This is a genomic window from Ancylobacter sp. FA202, from assembly GCF_000380205.1.
Classification (GTDB): Bacteria; Pseudomonadota; Alphaproteobacteria; order Rhizobiales; family Xanthobacteraceae; genus Ancylobacter.
Map to the genome: position 1 here is coordinate 3,058,672 of NZ_KB904818.1, position 15,873 is coordinate 3,074,544.

Sequence of the window (15,873 nt, forward strand, 5' to 3'; positions counted from 1 at the left end):
CACGAAGACACCGTCGGTTCGCCGGGCAGCGGACCTGCCGGCATTCGTGTCTTTAGTAGTTCCAAACTAGGGTCGATGCCATCGCCTGTGCTACGCTTTTCAGGCTTGATCGCGGCCTGTCGCGGAGCGAGGGACGCGCCGGTGCACCGGCAACGGGTTGGTGCCAGAGCCGGGTTGTCGGCGTGGCATTAATGAAATATTACCTAAACTTGGCTAGGAACGATTTGGCTTGGGGGCCACCGGCGGACAATGGCTTGGGCGCCGGTGCCGTGTGCAACCGAAGGTTGACGCCGGGCGTGGACGATCTGCGGGTCGTGCGCGAACGTCCGTCATCTGTACAGAGATGCCTATGCGGCTAGTTGGCTCGTTCCTTATCGGCTCGGCGGGTTTTGTTGGCGTGGCGGTTGCCGTCGCGTGGATTTCTAACACCGCGATTCCGACCCCGGCCGATGCCGCGCGGGTCGATCCCCCGCTGATGTCGGCCCCTCCCGTCCCGGCCGTCGCGAGCGTGGTGGTGGATGAGCCCTCGCCGCCGCCGACCTTTACGGTCATGGACATCCGTAATTTCCAGACGGCGGGCGCCTTCGCGCCGCCAACCCACTGGCTGTTCGATCCCGCGCCGATGATCGCGCGTCCTGCCCCCGTCGCCGCCGCCCCTGACGAGGTGGTGCCGCCGATGGAGACGGTGAGCACCGTGCCGCTGCCCATGGCCAACCCGCTCTTTGCCGGGCGGGTGATGGCGGGCGACGAGCCGGAAGACACGCTGACCCTCGCGCCGCGCCCGCCGCGCAAGCCGGACATGGAAGCGCAGATCGCCGCGCTTCCGCCGCCGATGGAAGAGGATGACGCAGCCGAGCCGGAGGCGCCGCCCGCCGCCACCGAGGCGCCGAAGGACGAGCTGCGCTACCCCACAAGCGAAGACCGGTTCGCCATTTACGACATCCGTGCCAAGAAGCTCTATTTGCCGAACGGCAAGAAGCTGGAGGCGCATTCGGGCTATGGCGACAAGTTCGACAATCCCCGCTACGTGCATGTGAAGATGCTCGGGCCGACCCCGCCCAACCGCTACAAGCTGCGCATGCGCGAGGCACTGTTCCACGGCACCGAGGCGGTGCGGATGACGCCGGTGGGCGATGGCAAGATGTATGGCCGCAATGGTTTCCTGCTCCACCCCTATCTTCTGGGGCCGCGCGGCGATTCCAATGGCTGCATCTCGCTCGCCGATTACGACGCCTTCCTGGCCGCCTTCAAGAAGGGGCATGTGGAGGAAGTGATCGTGGTCGAGGCGATGCCGAAATCCGCCGAACCGACGAACCCGCTGCTCTCCTGGCTGACCGGCGGCAAGCGCGACTGACAGCGCGCAACCGACAGCGCGCAACCGACAGCGCGGATGCGATCGCGCCCTTCCATTGAGGTGGCGGGTAAGCTGCCCTCCTGAGCGTGCCTTCGCAGTTGGCCTTCCAAAGCAGAAAGCCTCCAGGACCGGCGCGGGCCGGTCCTGGAGGCTTTCTATCGTCGAGACGTCAAGGAAGCGAGACGCGCCCCCGTCCCTACGAGGGCTCGGGGGACGGGGGCGCGCTCGACGTGCCGTCGCTCAGCCCTGAAGGCGGAAGGCGGCGGCGCGGCGGTGGCCTTCCAGCCCTTCGCTGGCGCTCTGGCGGATGGCCGGCGGGGCGACGGCGGCGACGCCGCGCGCGTCCAGCCACTGATGGGTGCAGATCTTCACGAAGGAGCCGACCCAGAGCCCGCCGGTGTAGCGGCCGGCGCCCATGGTGGGCAGCGTGTGGTTGGTGCCGCAGCATTTGTCGGAATAGACCACGCTCGCCAGCGTGCCGATGAACAGCGAGCCATAATTGCGCAGCTTGGCCGCCATGGCGTGCGGATCGGCGGTGTGCACCTGCAGATGCTCGGCAGCGATGTGGTCGGAATAGGCGATCATCGCCTCTTCGCTGTCACACACCACGATCTCGCCGAAATCCGCCCAGGCCTTGCCGGCGACCGGCGCGGTGGAGAGCGTGGCGAGTTGCTTCTCGACCTCGACCAGCGTCGCCTGCGCCAGCGCGCGGCTGGTGGTGATGAGGCCGACCCGGGTGCGGATGTCGTGTTCGGCCTGCGCCAGCAGGTCGGTGGCGATCATCTCGGCATCGCCGGTCTCGTCGGCGACGATGAAGATCTCGCTCGGCCCGGCGAGCTGGTCGATGCCGACGGGGCCGAACACCTGCCGCTTGGCCTCGTTCACATAGGCATTGCCGGGGCCGACCACCTTGTCGACGGCGGGAATGGTTTCGGTGCCGAACGCCATCGCCGCGATCGCCTGGGCGCCACCGACGCGAAAAATCCGATCGGCGCCGGAGAGGTGGCAGCCGGCGATCATGGCGGGGTGCGCGGTGGGCGGCAGGCAGGCGATCACCTCGTCGCAGCCCGCCACCTTGGCCGGCACGATGGTCATGATCGGCGCGGAGAGCAGGGGATAGCGCCCGCCCGGCACATAGGCGCCGACGCGCTGGATCGGGATCACCCGATGGCCGAGATGCAGGCCGGGCAGCGCCTCGATCTCCAGCGGCAGGATAGTGGCGAGCTGCGCCTGCGCGAAGGCCCGCACCCGCTCGATGGCGAATTCGGTGTCGGCGCGGGTCTGCGGGTCGAGGCCGGCGAGGGCGGCAGCGCGCTCTTCGGCCGTCACCTCAATGGAGCCGACATCGCTCTTGTCAAACAGCTTGGAATAATGCCGCACTGCCTCGTCGCCACGGGCGCGCACCGCCTCCAGTACCTCCTTGACGGTGGCGGCGATCTGGCTGGAGTCGCTGCCATCGTCGGGGCGCGGCGCCTTGACGGAGTGGATCTGGTCGGCGATGTCGGGGCTGAGCGCGGGCATGGCGGTTTCCTGTGAGGATTGGCCGATGGTGAGGCCCGCCGCTCATGCCGGCAATTGGCGGCGGCAGGGCTGTCTATTATATTCTCCACCTTGCCCGGAAATCGTGCGACGCAGACGAGGCCCCCATGCCGCATATCGGACCCGGAATTCGCGAGCTGCGCCGCCGCCGCAATCTCGGCATCCGCCGGCTGGCGCTGCGCTCCGGCGTGTCGCATTCCTCGATCTCGCTGATCGAGCGCGACCGGATCAGTCCGTCCATCGACACGCTCGCCGCCATATTGGAGGCGTTGGGAACGACGCTGGTCGGCTTCTTCTCCGAGCTTCAGCAGATGTCGTCCTATTCGCCGTTTTATGAGGCCTCGGAACTGCCAGAAGTCGGCAGTGGCGAGGCGATCTCGTATCGGGTGATCGGCATCAATCACCCCAACCGGCAGATTCTGGTGCTGCACGAAACCTATGCCGTTGGCGCCGATACCGGGGAGGCGTTCTCGCACACGGCGCAGGAGGCGGGCATGGTGATCCGCGGCGCCGTGGAGGTGACGGTGGAGAACAACTCAAAGATCCTGCATGCCGGCGACGCCTATTATTTCGACAGCAAGCTGCCGCATCGCTTCCGCAATGTGGCTGAGGAGCCGAGCGAGATTGTCAGCGCCATCAACCCGCCCACCTATTAGGCGGCTCTCCGCCCGAAAACAGGGCAAAATCGGTTATTATATTCACCATACCCCTCAGTAGGGGCCGTGCCGTTCTGTCACCCATGCCGGTGGCGTGCTTTGCTGCTGACACAAGCGACAACAGGGGGAAATTCCATGAAGGCGACATCGACTCTTCTGCGGATCGGCGGCGCCAGCCTCGCCCTCGGCCTGATGGTGGCCGGTGGCACGGCGTCGGCTCGCGACCTGACCGTCGTGTCCTGGGGCGGCAACTACCAGGACGCCCAGAAGAAAATCTATTTCGAGCCGTTCTCGAAGAAGATCGGCAAGCCGGTGCTCGACGAGAGCTGGGATGGCGGCATCGGCGTGATCGCCGCCAAGGTGAAGGCCGGCGTGCCGAACTGGGACGTGGTGCAGGTCGAGACCGAGGAGCTGGAACTCGGCTGCGCCGACGGCTTCTATGAGAAGATCGACTGGGCGAAGCTCGGCGGCAAGGACAAGTTCCTCCCCGCCGCCGTGAGCGATTGCGGCGTCGGCGCCATTGTCTGGTCGACCATGCTGAGCTACGACGCCGACCGGCTCAAGACGGCGCCGACCTCCTGGGCGGATTTCTGGGACACCACCAAGTTCCCCGGCAAGCGCGGCTTCCGCCGTGGCCCGAAATACTCGCTCGAATTCGCCCTGATGGCCGACGGCGTGAAGCCGGAGGAGGTCTACAAGGTGCTCGGCACGCCGGAAGGCGTTGATCGCGCGTTCAAGAAGCTGGACGAGCTGAAGCCGAACATCGTGTGGTGGGAAGCCGGCGCGCAGCCGCTCTCGCTGCTGGCGTCAGGCGAAGTGGTGATGTCGACCGCCTATAACGGGCGCCTCGCCGGCATCAACAAGACCGAAGGCAAGAACTTCCAGGGCGTCTGGCCGGGCAGCATCTACGCCATCGACAGCTGGGTGATCCTCAAGGACAGCCCGAACGCCAAGGAAGCGATGGACTTCATCGCCTTCGCCAGCGAGCCGGTCAACCAGTCGAAGCTGCCGGACTACATCGCCTACGGCCTGCCGAACAAGGAAGCCGCGGCGATGGTTCCCGCCGCCCTGCAGAAGAACCTGCCGACCACGCAGGCGAACCTCACCGGCGCCATCGCGCTGGACGGCGCGTTCTGGGTCGACAATGTCGAAGAGCTGACCAAGCGCTTCAACGCCTGGCTGGCGAAGTAAGGCGCGCCAGGCGGGCCGCGCCGCGTGCCGGCCCGCCGACGACGCCCCAATTCCGGGCCGCGCCGCGTGCCGGCCCGCCGACGACGCCCCAATTCCGGGCCGCGCCACGCGCCGGCTCGCCGACGACGCTACATTTCCGGGCCGCGCCTTTCGAGGGCGCGGCCCGGCCTCTAATAGGCCCCTTGGTGCGGGCAAAGGCGGGGACCGGCGCCCGCAACCGCCGAAAGGCGGGGACCGGGACGGGCCCGCGCTTGGAGCGGGCTTCCCGGCCGGGTAACGTCAGGGCCAAGGCCATCACTCGGAGATTGCGGTTGGCGCCCTTCATCCATTTCGATCAGGTCACGAAGTCCTTTGGCCCGCTGCGGGTGGTCGACAAGCTCGATCTCCAGGTCGCCAAGGGGGAGTTCGTCAGTCTGCTGGGCCCCTCCGGTTCGGGCAAGACCACGATCCTGATGATGCTGGCGGGCTTCGAGCACCCCTCGCACGGGGCCATCTGGCTCGACGGCACCCGCATCGAGAACCTGCCCACGCACAAGCGCAACATGGGCGTGGTGTTCCAGAACTACGCGCTGTTTCCACACATGACGGTGGCCGAGAACGTCGCTTTCCCGCTCGTCATGCGCGGCGTTGGGAAGGCGGAAGCGGGCGCGCGCGTGGCGCGGGCGCTCGACATGGTGCGCCTTGCCCATCTGAAGGACCGCCGCCCGGCCCAGCTTTCCGGCGGCCAGCAGCAGCGTGTCGCGCTTACCCGCGCGCTGGTGTTCGAGCCCACCGTGGTGCTGATGGACGAGCCGCTCGGCGCGCTCGACAAGCAGCTGCGCGAGCATATGCAGCTCGAACTGCGCGACCTGCACCGCACGCTCGGCCTCACGGTGATCTTCGTCACCCATGACCAGTCCGAAGCGCTGACCATGTCGGACCGCATCGCCGTTTTCAATCGCGGCCGCATTGAGCAGCTCGACACGCCGGAAGGCATTTATGACCGGCCGCGCACCCGTTTCGTCGCCGAGTTCATCGGCGAGACCAATCTGTTTGAGGGGGTGGTGCAGCGGGTGGATGGCGGCATCGCCGAGGTCGCGCTCACCAGCGGCGTGGTCGTGCGCGCCGCGCTGCTCGCCCCGGTGGAGGTCGGCGCGCCGATCCTCGCCTCGGTGCGGCCCGAGCGCCTGCACCTGCAGGGCGAGGCGGGCGCGGGCAATGTCATTCCCGTCACCGTCACCGACAATGTCTATCAGGGCGATCATCTGCGCACGCATCTGGCCGGGCCGGGGCTGGACCTCGTCGCCAAGGTGCAGCGGCGGGTGCCGGTGGGGCCGGTCGGCAGCACGGCCTTCGCCTGCTTCGAGCCCTCCGAATGCACGTTGATCGCGCCTGATAACGCGCCGGGAAGCGCTTCATGAGCGGGTCCCCGGCACGCGCCCGCGTCTCGGCGCTCCTCCTGGTGGCGCCGCTGTTCCTGTTTCTCGCGGCGTTCTTCGTCTGGCCGCTGGTCATGATGATCACCGTCTCCGTCACCGACGGCACGGTGCGGCAGGTGATGCCGGAAACCGCGAGCACCATCGGCGCCTGGGATGGGGCGGGCGTGCCGCCCAAGGTGGTGCAGGACGCGCTCATTGCCGATCTGCGCGCGCCGAGCGAGCAGATGGCGTTCGGCGATGCCGTGCGGCGGCTCAACAGCGAGGTGTCGGGCTTCCGCACCCTGCTCAGTCGCACCGCCACCGCCGTGCGCGATGCGCCGCCCGGCCAGCCCGTCGACCTCGCGGCGATCGACCCGCGCTGGGGCGAGGGGCGCTACTGGCAGGCGCTGCAGCGGGCCATGCCGAACTACACCGACCGCAACCTGCTGGCCGCCATCGATCTCAAGCGCGATACCGAGGGCAGCATCACCGCCGACGCCTCGGCCAATCGCGTCATCATGGTCCGCACCTTCACTATCGCCGGGCTGGTGACGCTGCTGTGCGCGCTGATCGGCCTGCCCTACGCGATGATCGCCGCCGCCAGCACCGGCTGGGTGCGCAATGTGATGCTGCTCGCCGTGCTGCTGCCGCTCTGGACCTCGCTGCTGGTCCGCACCGCCTCCTGGGTGATCCTGCTGCAGAATGAGGGACTGATAAACAAGGCGCTCATCGCGGTGGGCATTGTCGACCAGCCGCTGCAGCTGATCTTCAACCGCACCGGCGTGGTCATCGCCATGACCCATGTGCTGCTGCCCTTCATGGTGCTGCCGATCTATTCCGTGCTGCTCGGCATACCGCGTAATCTCATGCCGGCGGCCTCCTCGCTCGGGGCGAGCCGGCTGCGAGCCTTCTGGCACGTGCTGCTGCCGATGGCGCTGCCCGGCGTCGCCTCCGGCGCGCTGCTCGTGTTCATGGTGGCGCTCGGCTACTACATCACCCCGGCGCTGGTCGGCGGGGCGGAGGACCAGATGATTTCTTCCGTCATCGCCTTCTTCGCCACCGGCACCGCGAACTGGGGCATGGCCGGCGCGCTCGGCCTGATCCTGCTGGTGACGACCACGGCGCTCTATCTCGTCTATGGCCGCCTGTCGCGTTCGCCCAACATGGTGGGGGCCTGAGATGGCGGCGAACTCCCCCGCCTTCCGCACCGGCCAGATCGTCTTCGGCGCCGCGGTGGTGTTCTTTCTGGTCGCGCCTGTGATCGCCATCCTGCCGCTAGCGTTCAATTCCAGCGTGTTCCTGAACTACCCGATCGAGAGCTTCTCCTCGCGCTGGTTCGTCGAATTGCAGACCAGCGAGACCTGGCGGCGCTCCATCATCAACAGCCTGATCATCGGCTGCGGCGCCACCGCGCTGTCCACCGTCATCGGCACGCTGGCCGCGCTCGGCCTGCGCAATGCCCGCCTGCCCTTTGCCAGCCTGCTGCGGGTGATGTTCCTGCTGCCGATGGTGGTGCCGGCGGTGGTGCTGGGTGTCGGCATGCAAATTCTCTATACGCGGCTCGGTCTTGCCAGCACCTATCTCGGTGTCATCGTCGCCCATGCGGTGCTGTGCGTGCCGTTCGTCATCGTCAGCGTGTCGGCTTCGCTCGGCGGCATTGACGGGTCGATCGAGCGGGCGGCGAGCAGCCTGGGGGCCAATCCGGCCACGGTGTTCCGGCGCATAACCCTGCCGCTCGCCTTGCCGGGGGTGATTTCGGGCGCGGTGTTCGCCTTCGCCACCTCGCTGGACGAGGTGGTGATCACCCTGTTCGTCGCCGGCCCGAACCAGCGCACATTGGCGCGGCAGATGTTTTCCAGCATCCGTGAGAATGTGAGCCCGACAGTCGCGGCCGCCGCCTTCCTGCTCATCATCGGTACGCTGTGCCTTGCCGGCCTCGCCGGGCTGCTGCGCTGGCGCCAGAACCGGCTGGCTCAGGCGTCAGAGGCCGCCTAGGCCGTGCGGCGCAGCCGCGCCTGTCCTGGCTCGCTTTCCGTTTCGCTTCGTTTCGTTTTCGACCCTTCGCGCTTTCAAGTGCTTGCGAATTGGTGCGGAAAGACCAAGGATGTCAACGGTTGTCCTGATCGAGGCACCCGCAGCCGCGCCAACGGCTGGGGTCGCAGTCTTCGTTTCGGCCGGGACAACCGATCAGAACCGGGCAGCAAGCCCGACGTCTCAGGGAAGAAACGGAGCTACCATGTCGATGATGATGCGCGGATTGCGCGGGGTGGCGATTGCCGCCACGGTCGCGATCACTTCACTGGCCACCGCCTTTGCCGCCGATTACCCCGCCCCCAAGCCGGGCGTGTGGATCGCTAAGGATTTCAAGTTCCACACCGGCGAGGTCGTGCCCGAACTCAAGCTCGGCTACACCACGGTCGGGGAGCCGACCGGTGAGCCGGTGCTTATCCTGCACGGCACGACAGGCTCGGCCGCCTCGATGCTGAACCCGGCCTTTGCCGGCGAACTGTTCGGCCCCGGCCAGCCGCTGGACGCCAGCCGCTACTACGTCATCCTCACCGATTCCATCGGTGCGGGCACATCCGCCAAGCCCTCCGATGGCCTGCGCGCCAAGTTCCCGCGCTACAATTACGACGACATGGTCCGCGCCCAGTACGACCTCGTGACGCAAGGGCTCGGCGTCAAGCATCTGCGGATGATCATCGGCTACTCCATGGGTGGCATGCATGCCTGGCTGTGGAGTTCCAAATACCCCGACATGATGGACATCGTGGTCCCGATGGCCTCGCAGCCGACCGAAATGTCGAGCCGCAACTGGATGATGCGCCGCATGATCATCGACGCGGTGCGCAACGATCCCGACTGGAAGGGCGGCGACTACACCGAGCAGCCCAAGGCGGTGCAGGTCGCGAATGTGTATTTCGGCATCGCCACCAATGGCGGCAACATCGCCCTGCAGAACATGGCGCCGACCCGGGAGAAGGCGGATGCGCTGCTCGACAGCCGCCTGAAGGCACCGCTCACCGTGGACGCCAACGATTACATGTACCAGTGGGACGCCTCGCGCGACTACAACGCCGCGCCGGGGCTGGACAAGATCACCGCCACCCTGCTCGCCATCAACTCCGCCGATGATGAGCGCAACCCGCCCGAGACCGGCCTCATGGACCGCGAGATCAAGCGGGTGAAGAATGGCCGGGTGCTGCTCATCCCCGCCAGCGCCGAGACGCGCGGCCACGCGACGTTGGGCATGGCCAAGTTCTACGCCAAGGAGATCGGCGAACTCCTCGCCACGGCGCCCCGCGCCGCCAAAACCCCGTGACGCGCGGCCGGGCCTAGAGGCGAAAGCCCGAGGGCCCGGTGCGCCCTGCGTGCGGGGTAATCCCCTTCCGAGGCTGACCTCTGCCACGGCCTCGCGCCGCCGTCGTGCCCGGCGGTCGCCGATGATGCCCGCGCGGGCTACGCTCCCTCCGGCGCGTGCGCTTCCCGTCGCTCCGCCTCGCGCGCGGCCCTTGCCTCGGCCACACCGGGCAAATGCAGCGTGTCGGGCAGGAATTCCGGCCCGCGCCGGGCCAGAAACTCCGTCAGCGCCGCCGCCGGGGGCGTGAGGCGCTTGGCCGAGCGCTTCACCACGAACCATTGCCGGACCTCCGGCAATCCCTCGACATCGAGCACAGCCAGGCGCCCATCCGCCACTTCCGCCGCGATGGTGTGGGCGGAGATGAAGGCGAGGCCCAGCCCCGCCATGACGGCCTGCTTGATCGTCTCGTTCGAATCGATCTCCATGCCGATGCGCGGCTCGATGCCCGATTGCTGGAAGAACCGCTCCATCAGACCGCGCGTGCCCGAACCCGGTTCGCGCGACATGAAGGTCGAACTGGCCAGCACCGTTGGAAGAATGCGCCGGCCGAGCAGGGGATGATCGGCCGGGGCGATCAGCACATGCGGATGGTCGCCGATCAGCGTCTTGTCGACCTCGATGTCGAGTGGCGGGCGGCCCATGACGGCGACATCGATGGCGTCCGAGCGCAGGCCGGCGATGATCGCCTCACGATTGCCGACCGAGATCACCACATCGATGCCGGGATGGGCGCGGGTGAAGGCACCGAGCGCCGCCGGCACGAAATATTTCGCCGTCGACACCAGCCCCACCGAGACCCGGCCCGAGCGCAGCCCCTTCATCGAATCGAGCGCCGCGCCGCAATCGGCCAGCGCCTGCTCGATGAGGGCGGTGGCAGCGAGAATCTCGCGCCCGGCCGCGCTGGGCTGGAAGCGGTCGCCGGCGCGGTCGAGCAGCGGCAGGCCGAGATGCTGTTCGAGCAATTGCACCTGCATCGTCACCGCCGGCGGGGTGACGTTCAGCTTCTTGGCGGCGCCGGTGACGCTGCCGGTTTCGACGATGGCGGCGACGGCGCGCAGCTGCTTGAGCGTGGCATTACGCATGGAACATTACATTTCAGCTAAATTGAAGCGATTGGTTAGATTATTCGAATTTCCTTACGCCGGCAATTCAGGCAGTCTGACATCAACAAAAGGCGTCCGCCGCTTCGGGTCCCCTCTCGAAGGCATACGGAAACGACACGCCAAAGGGCACAAGCCCACAAGAACATAACTGGGGAACGCCATGACACGCCCGACATTGCAGGACCACCTTGAGGGGTGGTCGCAGGCCGACGCCCTGCGTCGCGACGTCGCTGACGCCGTGCTCGCGCTGGCCGGCGCCGGCCTGAAGATCGCCGAGCTCCTCGCCGCCGGCCCGCTGGCCGGCCCGCTCGCCACCGTGCGCGGCTATCACGCCGATGGCGACAGCCAGAAGGAACTCGACCTGATCGCCGACGATCTGGTCCGCGCCGCGCTGGCGGGCGCGCCGGTCGCCCTGTTCGGCTCCGAGGAAGCCGACGCGGCGGTGCTGGTGGACGCCGCCGGCACGCTCGCGGTGGCGGTCGATCCGCTGGACGGCTCGTCCAATATCGACAGCAACGCCACGGTCGGCACGATTTTTTCGATCCTGCCCTATGTCGGCGCCGATTCGCTGCTGCAGCCGGGAAGGGCGCAGCTCGCCGCCGGCTTCCTGCTCTACGGCCCGCAGACCGCGCTGGTGCTGACGGTGGGCATCGGCACGCAGATCTTCATTCTGGACCGTGCCAGCGGCGCCTTCCTGCTGGCCGAAGAGCGGGCGCTGGTGCTGCCGGAAACGGCGGAATACGCCATCAACGCCTCCAATCTGCGCCATTGGGACGTGGCAATCCGCTGCTACATTGAGGATTGCCTGGCCGGGGTGGACGGACCGAGGGGCAAGGATTTCAACACACGCTGGGTCGCCTCCATGGTGTCGGATGTGTTCCGCATCCTGGTGCGCGGCGGGGTCTATCTCTATCCCGGCGACGCCCGCCGGGGTTATGGCCAGGGTCGCCTGCGGCTGGTCTACGAGGCCAACCCGGTCGCCTTCGTGATGGAACAGGCGCAGGGCGCCGCCACCGATGGCCGGCTGCCGATTCTCGATCTTGTTCCTGCGAGCCTGCACCAGCGCGTGCCGCTGGTCTTCGGCTCGCGCGCCGAGGTCGAACGCATTTCCCGCTACCACTGCGACGCCGCCGCCATGCCGGAGCGCTCGCCCCTGTTCGGCCGCCGCGGCCTGCTGCGCGCCTGAGGGAAGAGGACCCATGTCGATCCATCATCCCATCATCTCCGTCACCGGCTCGTCCGGCGCCGGCACCACCTCGGTGCGGCGCATTTTCGAGCAGATCTTCCGCCGCGAGGAAGTGCTCGCCGCCTATATCGAGGGCGACGCCTATCACCGCTATGACCGCGCCGAGATGAAGCGCGTCATGTCCGAGGAGGCCTCGCGCGGCAATCATCACTACAGCCATTTCGGGCCGGATTCGAACCTGTTCGAGGAGTTGGAGGAGACCTTCCGCTCCTATTCCCAGACCGGCACTGGCAAGTACCGCCACTACGTGCATGACGACAAGGAAGCGGCCGAATATGGCGGCGCGCCGGGCACCTTCACCGCCTGGGAGCCGATCCCGACCCCGACCGACCTTCTGTTCTATGAGGGCCTGCACGGGGCGGTGGCGAGCGGCAATATCGACGTTGCCCGCTATGCCGACCTGAAGATCGGCGTCGTGCCGGTGATCAACCTCGAATGGATCCAGAAGATCCACCGCGACCGTTCGCATCGCGGTTATTCCACCGAGGCGGTGACCGACACCATCCTGCGCCGCATGCCGGACTATGTGAACTACATCTGCCCGCAGTTCACCCACACCGACATTAACTTCCAGCGCGTGCCGACGGTGGACACCTCGAACCCGTTCATCGCCCGGTGGATCCCCACGGCGGACGAATCCATCGTCGTCATCCGCTTCAAGAGCCCGCGCGGCATCGATTTTCCCTACCTGCTCTCGATGATCGAGGGCTCCTGGATGAGCCGCGCCAATTCCATCGTGATCCCCGGCGGCAAGCTCGACATCGCGATGCAGCTCATCCTCACGCCGATGATCCTCAACCTTGTCGAGAAGAAGCGGCGCGCCGCGTGAAACGGGAGGACAGCATGTTGACCAGCCACTCTGCGGCGCTGCGTCCCCACCGGGACCCTGCCGATATCCCCCATGACGACATGGCGAACGCCCTGCGGGCGCTGGCGATGGACGCGGTGGAACAGGCCAAGTCCGGCCATCCCGGCATGCCGATGGGCATGGCCGATGTCGCCACCGCCCTGTTCTCGCGCTTCATGAAGATCGACCCGCGCCGCCCCGACTGGCCGGACCGGGACCGCTTCATCCTGTCCGCCGGCCACGGCTCGATGCTGCTCTATGCCATCAACCACCTGCTCGGCTATGCCGACATGGGCACCGACCAGCTCAAGAACTTCCGCCAGCTCGGCGCCATCACCGCTGGCCATCCCGAGCACGGCCACACGCTCGGCGTCGAGACCACCACCGGCCCGCTGGGGCAGGGGCTGACGACGGCGGTCGGCATGGCGCTGGCCGAGCGCATGCTCAACGCCCGCTTCGGCGACGAGCTGGTCGACCACCACACCTATGTCATCGCCGGCGATGGCTGCCTGATGGAGGGCATCAGCCACGAGGCGATCGACCTCGCGGGGCACCTGAAGCTCTCCAAGCTGATCGTGCTGTGGGACGACAACGGCATCTCGATCGACGGCAAGACCTCGCTCTCCACCTCCACCGACCAGCTGGCCCGCTTCGCCGCCTCGGGCTGGAAGGTGATGCGGGTCGACGGCCACGCCCATCACGCGCTGATCGACGCGCTCGGTGAGGCCCGCACCAGCGATAAGCCGGTGCTGATCGCCTGCCGCACCACCATCGGCTATGGCGCCCCGACCAAGGCCGGCACGGAAGCCGTGCACGGCGCCCCGCTCGGCGCGACGGAAATCGAGGGGGCCCGCGCGGCGCTGGGCTGGAACCATCCGCCCTTCGAGGTGCCGGACAGCGTGCGGACGGCCTGGGCTGACATCGCCGAAGCCGGCGCCAAGGCCCGCGACGCCTGGGAGAAGCGGCTTTCCGCCTCCGGCCGCCGCGCCGATTTCGAAGCGGCGATGGAGGGCGACCTGCCCGCCGATTTCGATGAGAAGCTTACCGCCTACAAGCGCGAGCTGTCGCAGACCGCGCCGAAGGTGGCGACCCGCAAGGCGTCCGAAATGGCGCTGGGCGTCATCAACCGGGCGACCGACCTCACGGTCGGCGGCTCGGCCGACCTCACCCATTCCAACCTGACGCTGACCAAGGGCATGGAATCGGTGGCGCCGGGCAATTATGCCGGCCGCTACATCCATTACGGCATCCGCGAACACGCCATGGCGGCTGTAATGAACGGCCTCGCCCTGCACCGCGGCTCGATCCCCTATGGCGGCACCTTCATGGTGTTCTCGGATTATGCCCGGGGCGGCATGCGGCTCTCGGCGCTGATGGGCCAGCGCGTCGTCTATGTGCTGACGCATGATTCCATCGGCCTTGGCGAGGATGGGCCGACGCATCAGCCCGTCGAGCACCTCGCCATGCTGCGGGCGACGCCGAACCTCTATGTGTTCCGCCCCGCCGACGCGGTGGAGACGCTGGAAGCCTGGCAGCTCGCTCTGCATGCGGAGGGCACGCCCTCGGTGCTGGCGCTGTCGCGGCAGAACCTGCCGACCTTCCGCACCGAGCACAGCGAGGAAAACCTCACCGGCTACGGCGCGTATGTCGCCCGCAAGCCCAAGCGCCGGCGTGACGTGACGCTGCTCGCCACCGGCTCGGAAGTGGAAATCGCCTTCAAGGGGGCGGATCTGCTGGCGGAGCGCGGTGTCGACGCCGCCGTCGTCTCCATGCCGTGCTGGGAGCTTTTCGAGCGCCAGAGCCATGAATACCGCCGCGCCGTGCTGGGCACGGCCCCGCGCGTCGCCATCGAGGCCGCCGCCCGGCTCGGCTGGGACCGCTGGATCGGCGAGCGCGGACGCTTCATCGGCATGGAGGGCTTCGGCGCCTCCGGCCCGGCCGGCGAGCTTTACCGGCACTTCAACATCACCCCGGAGGCGGTGGTCGACGCGACCTGCGACCTCCTGACCTGCGCTTGAGCCAGAGGAAGAGCCAATGGCCCGCATAACCCTTCGACAGCTTCTCGACCACGCCGCCGAGCACGGCTACGGCGTGCCGGCCTTCAACATCAACAATATGGAGCAGGGCCTCGCCATCATGGAGGCGGCGCAGGCCGTCGACGCGCCTGTCATCATGCAGGCCAGCCGGGGCGCCCGCTCCTATGCCGGCGACATCATGCTCTCGCGGATGATCGACGCCCTCGTCGAGATGTATCCCGCCATCCCGATCTGCATGCACCAGGACCACGGTAACAACGAAGCCACCTGCCTCTCCGCCATCCAGCACGGCTTCACCTCGGTCATGATGGACGGCTCGCTGCGGGAGGACGCCAAGACCCCGGCGGATTACGACCACAACGTCGCTATCACCCGCCGGGTGGTCGATGCCGCCCATTGGGTCGGCGCTTCGGTGGAGGGCGAACTCGGCGTGCTCGGCTCGCTGGAAAGCGGCGCCGGCGAGCAGGAGGACGGCCATGGTGCGGAGGGCGTGCTCAGCCACGACCAGCTGCTGACCGATCCCGACCAGGCGGAGGACTTCGTCGCCGCGACGCGGGTCGACGCGCTCGCCATCGCCATGGGCACCTCGCACGGCGCCTACAAATTCTCGCGCCAGCCGGACGGCGACATCCTCGCCATGAACATCATCGAGGAAATCCACCGCCGCCTGCCCAACGTGCACCTTGTCATGCACGGCTCCTCCTCGGTGCCGCAGGCGCTGCAGGACCTGTTCAACGCCTCGGGGGGAGAGATGCCCCAGACCTGGGGCGTGCCGGTGGAAGAGATCGTGCGCGGCATCAAGCATGGCGTGCGCAAGGTCAATATCGACACCGATTGCCGCCTCGCCATGACCGCGCAGTTCCGCAAGGTGGGGCAGGGCAACCTGTCCGAATTCGACCCGCGCAAATTCCTGAAACCCGCCATGGACGCGATGCGCGACCTCTGCCGCGAGCGCTTCGAGCAGTTCGGCACGGCCGGCCACGCCGCGCAGATCAAGGTGCTGCCGCTGGCCGCCATGGCCAAGCGCTACGCCTCCGGCAGCCTCGACCCAGTGATCGGCGGCGCCCGGGTGGCGGCGGAATAACACCTCCCCGCCACGGGGAGCCTGCCAACGAGATTTTAAGGGCGCGCGCTCCAGCGCCG

The 15,873-nt window shown here is 67.4% G+C and carries 13 protein-coding genes; 11 read left to right on the forward strand and 2 right to left on the reverse strand.

All coding sequences use genetic code 11. The annotated features are described in order from the left end of the window. Nucleotides 1-349 precede the first annotated feature (349 nt). Entirely contained in the window at nt 350-1,354 is a 1,005-nt protein-coding gene (locus A3M1_RS0113915; protein WP_018389592.1) for a DUF2778 domain-containing protein, read from the forward strand. Nucleotides 1,355-1,594: 240 nt separating this feature from the next. Here A3M1_RS0113915 and hisD read toward each other — a convergent pair whose 3' ends face one another. Then, nucleotides 1,595-2,875, reverse strand: coding sequence for a histidinol dehydrogenase (gene hisD, locus A3M1_RS0113920; protein WP_018389593.1), 1,281 nt, complete (start codon nt 2,873-2,875; stop codon nt 1,595-1,597). 125 nt (nt 2,876-3,000) lie between these two features. On the opposite strand from hisD, the gene A3M1_RS0113925 reads away from it, so the two are divergent. The 6 genes from A3M1_RS0113925 (at nt 3,001) to A3M1_RS0113950 (ending at nt 9,459) form a co-directional block, all read left to right on the forward strand. Continuing rightward, nucleotides 3,001-3,549: a cupin domain-containing protein gene (locus A3M1_RS0113925; protein ID WP_018389594.1), complete on the forward strand. Its 549-nt coding sequence runs from the start codon at nt 3,001-3,003 to the stop codon at nt 3,547-3,549. Between the two features lie 192 nt (nt 3,550-3,741). Further along, on the forward strand, nt 3,742-4,740 hold the full coding sequence (locus tag A3M1_RS0113930) for an ABC transporter substrate-binding protein (protein ID WP_371258783.1): 999 nt from the start codon (nt 3,742-3,744) through the stop codon (nt 4,738-4,740). Between the two features lie 311 nt (nt 4,741-5,051). Next, nucleotides 5,052-6,140 (forward strand): ABC transporter ATP-binding protein, encoded by a 1,089-nt coding sequence (locus A3M1_RS0113935; protein WP_018389596.1) that lies wholly within the window; start codon nt 5,052-5,054, stop codon nt 6,138-6,140. Continuing rightward, nucleotides 6,137-7,315, forward strand: coding sequence for an ABC transporter permease (locus A3M1_RS0113940; protein WP_018389597.1), 1,179 nt, complete (start codon nt 6,137-6,139; stop codon nt 7,313-7,315). Before A3M1_RS0113935 ends, A3M1_RS0113940 begins: the two co-directional genes overlap by 4 nt. Nucleotide 7,316: 1 nt before the next feature. After that, nucleotides 7,317-8,132, forward strand: a complete 816-nt coding sequence (locus A3M1_RS0113945; RefSeq protein ID WP_018389598.1) for an ABC transporter permease — start codon at nt 7,317-7,319, stop codon at nt 8,130-8,132. A 241-nt stretch (nt 8,133-8,373) separates the two neighbouring features. Continuing rightward, nucleotides 8,374-9,459, forward strand: coding sequence for an alpha/beta fold hydrolase (locus A3M1_RS0113950; RefSeq protein WP_018389599.1), 1,086 nt, complete (start codon nt 8,374-8,376; stop codon nt 9,457-9,459). Nucleotides 9,460-9,596: 137 nt separating this feature from the next. Here the strand turns inward: A3M1_RS0113950 and A3M1_RS0113955 are convergent, their stop codons facing one another. Further along, nucleotides 9,597-10,580, reverse strand: a complete 984-nt coding sequence (locus A3M1_RS0113955; protein ID WP_018389600.1) for a LysR family transcriptional regulator — start codon at nt 10,578-10,580, stop codon at nt 9,597-9,599. A 181-nt stretch (nt 10,581-10,761) separates the two neighbouring features. On the opposite strand from A3M1_RS0113955, the gene A3M1_RS0113960 reads away from it, so the two are divergent. From A3M1_RS0113960 to fba, 4 genes are read left to right on the forward strand one after another with little or no spacing between them, the layout of a single operon-like run. Further along, nucleotides 10,762-11,787, forward strand: a complete 1,026-nt coding sequence (locus A3M1_RS0113960) for a class 1 fructose-bisphosphatase (protein ID WP_018389601.1) — start codon at nt 10,762-10,764, stop codon at nt 11,785-11,787. A gap of 13 nt (nt 11,788-11,800) precedes the next feature. Beyond that, on the forward strand, nt 11,801-12,676 hold the full coding sequence (locus A3M1_RS0113965) for a phosphoribulokinase (RefSeq protein WP_018389602.1): 876 nt from the start codon (nt 11,801-11,803) through the stop codon (nt 12,674-12,676). 14 nt (nt 12,677-12,690) lie between these two features. After that, a complete protein-coding gene (tkt, locus tag A3M1_RS0113970; protein WP_018964087.1) occupies nt 12,691-14,712 on the forward strand; it encodes a transketolase in 2,022 nt (673 codons plus the stop codon). Nucleotides 14,713-14,728: 16 nt separating this feature from the next. Further along, complete coding sequence (fba, locus tag A3M1_RS0113975; RefSeq protein ID WP_018389604.1) at nt 14,729-15,814, forward strand: class II fructose-bisphosphate aldolase; 1,086 nt, start codon at nt 14,729-14,731, stop codon at nt 15,812-15,814. The last annotated feature ends 59 nt before the right edge of the window (nt 15,815-15,873 follow it).

Excerpts from the sequence above, each read along its gene's own strand:
- A3M1_RS0113960 (WP_018389601.1), top strand. The coding sequence starts at position 10,762 with ATGACACGCCCGACATTGCAGGACCACCTTGAGGGGTGGTCGCAGGCC.
- A3M1_RS0113945 (WP_018389598.1), top strand. The coding sequence starts at position 7,317 with ATGGCGGCGAACTCCCCCGCCTTCCGCACCGGCCAGATCGTCTTCGGC.
- tkt (WP_018964087.1), top strand. The coding sequence starts at position 12,691 with ATGTTGACCAGCCACTCTGCGGCGCTGCGTCCCCACCGGGACCCTGCC.
- A3M1_RS0113955 (WP_018389600.1), bottom strand. The coding sequence starts at position 10,580 with ATGCGTAATGCCACGCTCAAGCAGCTGCGCGCCGTCGCCGCCATCGTC.
- A3M1_RS0113950 (WP_018389599.1), top strand. The coding sequence starts at position 8,374 with ATGTCGATGATGATGCGCGGATTGCGCGGGGTGGCGATTGCCGCCACG.
- A3M1_RS0113930 (WP_371258783.1), top strand. The coding sequence starts at position 3,742 with ATGGTGGCCGGTGGCACGGCGTCGGCTCGCGACCTGACCGTCGTGTCC.
- A3M1_RS0113965 (WP_018389602.1), top strand. The coding sequence starts at position 11,801 with ATGTCGATCCATCATCCCATCATCTCCGTCACCGGCTCGTCCGGCGCC.
- fba (WP_018389604.1), top strand. The coding sequence starts at position 14,729 with ATGGCCCGCATAACCCTTCGACAGCTTCTCGACCACGCCGCCGAGCAC.
- A3M1_RS0113925 (WP_018389594.1), top strand. The coding sequence starts at position 3,001 with ATGCCGCATATCGGACCCGGAATTCGCGAGCTGCGCCGCCGCCGCAAT.
- A3M1_RS0113940 (WP_018389597.1), top strand. The coding sequence starts at position 6,137 with ATGAGCGGGTCCCCGGCACGCGCCCGCGTCTCGGCGCTCCTCCTGGTG.
- A3M1_RS0113915 (WP_018389592.1), top strand. The coding sequence starts at position 350 with ATGCGGCTAGTTGGCTCGTTCCTTATCGGCTCGGCGGGTTTTGTTGGC.
- hisD (WP_018389593.1), bottom strand. The coding sequence starts at position 2,875 with ATGCCCGCGCTCAGCCCCGACATCGCCGACCAGATCCACTCCGTCAAG.